The sequence below is a fragment of the Sphingobium indicum BiD32 genome, assembly GCF_000382885.1.
Lineage (GTDB): Bacteria > Pseudomonadota > Alphaproteobacteria > Sphingomonadales > Sphingomonadaceae > Sphingobium > Sphingobium japonicum_C.
Map to the genome: position 1 here is coordinate 1 of NZ_CAVK010000224.1, position 3,301 is coordinate 3,301.

At 61.7% G+C, this 3,301-nt stretch carries 3 protein-coding genes; all 3 read right to left on the reverse strand.

The window, feature by feature from the left end; all coding sequences use genetic code 11:
* Positions 1-44 precede the first annotated feature (44 nt).
* From EBBID32_RS19980 to EBBID32_RS19990, 3 genes are read right to left on the reverse strand one after another with little or no spacing between them, the layout of a single operon-like run.
* On the reverse strand, positions 45-1,034 hold the full coding sequence (locus tag EBBID32_RS19980; protein ID WP_037492127.1) for a tyrosine-type recombinase/integrase: 990 nt from the start codon (positions 1,032-1,034) through the stop codon (positions 45-47).
* A complete protein-coding gene (locus EBBID32_RS19985) occupies positions 1,031-1,936 on the reverse strand; it encodes a tyrosine-type recombinase/integrase (RefSeq protein WP_037492131.1) in 906 nt (301 codons plus the stop codon). The genes EBBID32_RS19980 and EBBID32_RS19985 overlap by 4 nt, the downstream gene beginning before the upstream one ends.
* Entirely contained in the window at positions 1,936-3,168 is a 1,233-nt protein-coding gene (locus tag EBBID32_RS19990; RefSeq protein ID WP_231382265.1) for a tyrosine-type recombinase/integrase, read from the reverse strand. Before EBBID32_RS19990 ends, EBBID32_RS19985 begins: the two co-directional genes overlap by 1 nt.
* Positions 3,169-3,301: the final 133 nt, after the last annotated feature.

The window sequence follows — 3,301 nt, forward strand, 5'->3', positions numbered from 1 at the left end:
CCCGTTGGCCCCTTCGCCGATTTCGCCGCCAGCCCCACTCACCATTACGTTGTGCTCTTCAGCAGCGCCATCAGCTTGTCGGTTGGTTGGAATGTCCCACGACGCAGATGCGGCGGCACGACCGCTTCCATGGCTTCGAGCTTTTCGGTTGGATATCCGCGCGTATAGACTTCGGTGGTCGTCATCGTAGCATGGCCTAGCCACAGCGATACTTTCCGGATGTCTTGGGTCGCCTGCAGGATGATCATCGCGCAGGTGTGCCTGAGGACATGTGGCGAGACACGCTTTTTGGCGAGCCCTGGCTGTTGCCGTGCCGCGGCTGCGGTGTGCTGCTTGAGCAGATAGGCGAAGCCCCATCGGCTCAACGGTCCACCGCGCACACTGACGAACACTTCGGGCGTCGCAACCTTTCCACGAATTGCGAGCCATGCGCGGAGTGCGGTGGCTGCCGGCTTCCACAGCGGCAGCGCTCGTTCCCGCCGTCCCTTGCCGACGACGCGTATGCTCATCGACGCCATGTCGATATTGTCGATTGTCAGGCCCGTAAGTTCCGAGACGCGCAACCCTGCACACACGGCGACATGCAACATTGCGCGGTCGCGGATGCCGTCGCGCGTTGCCGGGTCTGGAGCGTCGAGAAGCGCCTGCAGTTCCTCGCGTAGTAGATAGGGAACGAGACGCGTGTCGGTCTTCTTGAACGGGATCGCAAGCACGCGACGGACCTGATCGAGGGCCGCCGGTTGTCGGTATTCGAGGAAGCGGAAGAACGACTTGATGGCCGCCAAGCGAACGTTTCGCGTCACGGCGGCGTTATGACGATGATCCTCAAGATGCTCGAGGAAGGCGCTGACCAAGCCGGCATCGATCTGCTCCAGCATCAACCTGGATGGTCTGTTCTTGAGCCTTTCAGCCGCAAACTCGAACAGGAGCTGGAAACTCTGAGCATAAGAATCGCAGGTGTGTCGGCTAGCGCCACGTTGATGGACGAGTGTTTCGCGCAGGAACGCTTCGATGAGGGGGGCGATGGGTGTCATGCTCGTTTCCCCTCAGACATGAACGCATCGCCGGCCATGGCGATGTCGCGCACGAGGTCGGCGGTTGCCTCCAGATACCAATAGGTGGCGTAGATGTTGACGTGCCCCATGTACGTTGCGAGCGCGACCATATGCGCACCGCACCGATTTCGGCCCGTCGGACTGTCTTGTAGTGCCCGCACCGCGAATGTGTGCCGCAGATCGTGCAGCCGCGGGCGGTGCGCCGACGATGGTCGGATGCCAGCTTTGCCGACCAGCCTGTCAAAGGTCTCTTTGACTGCGATGTAGCGAAGTGGCTGGCCATGTGTATCGGCGAACACAGGATCATCTCCCGAGCCGGGTCCGCGGCGCTGCAGGTAGCGTTGCAAGCCTGCCGCCGCCGTATCGTGCAGGGGCACAAGACGGGTCTTCCGGAACTTGGTCTCGCGGATCAGCAAACCGTCGCTCGATATGTCGGCGAACGTGAGCTTGAGAGCTTCGGAGATGCGCAGCCCCGTGGCCGCGAGTAGGGCTATCAAAGTCGCATATGTTAGCGGGCGCAGGCTTCCTTGAGGTCGAAGCTGGCCAGCGGTTTCGATCAGGCGAGCGATCTCCGTGCCCGAGTAAATGTGCGGTGATCGGCGCCTTTTGCGGGCACCGAAGTGATTGCCCGGGGGCAATTCGTGCCGCACGTCTTCGATGCGGATATGGCGCGCGAAGCGGCAGACAGCTTTCAGCCGAGCGTCGCGCTGTGCAATTGACGGTCCCAGTGCAGCCCAATCGATGGCTGTTTGCGTTTGAACATACGCCTGTCCGCGCTCAGCCGCGAAGCCGGCGAAGCTTTTGAGCAGATACTCGGCATTCGACATCGCAAAGCCCGTGGCACGCCGCAGTGCGAGATAGGTCTCGATGGTCTTCAACATCAGAGTACCTCCGGCCATGGCTGCGCCACCTGCTTCAGAAGCGCGACATCGGCTTTGGCGTAGTGGGCCGTCGTGTCGATGCCACTATGTCGGAGGACCAGACCGATCTTGTCGAGCGGTACCCCGTGGCGCAGCATCTCTGTTGCCGCGGTGTGGCGTAGGACGTGCGCACCCTTGAACGGTGTCATGAGGCCAGCCCGCTTCATGACGCGCCTGACCACCGAAGAAACGGCGTCACCGTTCAAGAACGGGCGACTGGGCGCGATCGTGCTCAGGAACACGCGATCACTTCGGCAGAAAGACGGTCGGCATTCGAGATAGGCCGCGACCGCATCCCCGACGTCCTGGGGCAGCGGCAAGCGAACTTCATGGCGCGACTTACCCGTGACCCGCAGCGATCCCGCCTGCCACTCGATATCGATGAGGCGGAGCTGTGCCACGTCGCCGGCCCGCAGTCCGAGGCGAGCCAACAGCAGAACAATGGCACGATCCCGCCTGCGCGCGCCGGCGTCTCCATCGCAGGCGGCAATCAAGCGACTGACCTGTTCGCTCGATAGATATCGCGGCATCTCGGCAAGCTGCCAATGGGCATAGGCCGGAACGGCATTGTCGAGGCCGGCGCGGCAATGCCCTTGCGTGGCGAGGTAGCGCAAGAACGCCCGCAGGCTTGTGGTCATCTTCTCGATGGTGCCGCGGCCGCATGTGCTCGCGCGCGTCATGAAATAGCAGCGAATATCGGCGGGACACCACTGTGTCGGCTCCGCTCCAAGTGCCGCCATAAAACTGATCGCATTGCGCGCATACAGCCCGATGGTCGCATCAGATGCCCCGCGATGCTTGCTGAGCCATGCTTTAAAGTCGGCGACGAACTGCGGTTCAGCAGGGTGCATCGCGGCGACTGCCGGCTTGCACACGCCTATTTTCTCGAGGTGCCGACGAAAGAGCCTCGCACCGTAGATGGTGTGATGATTGCGGCGCCCTCCCTTGGCTCGCAGGCATTGGCACGCCCTCAAATGTTGTTCGAACGCTGCTAAATCGATGTCGCTCACGCTGGCATCGCGCTCTGCCATGACATGGCCGACGTGAGCTGCCGCCCGCAAATAGCGCACCGCCGTATCGGGTCCATAGCCCTCCCGTTCGAGCGAACCGGCAAAGCCATCTAGAAATGGTCCGCACGGCCCGTTGCGCAGATGCTCCAGCGTCTTCGACGAAGAAAAGTAGATCTCCAACATGTTTATCCCCGCTCGTAACCGGCCATCAGTGGCCGAGCAGACGGGGCACCACTGGCGCCATGTTATGAAGAGTGAAAATCGACGGCTCACGGGATAATACTGGCGGCGCAGTCGCCAGCTCTCCATTACTGGA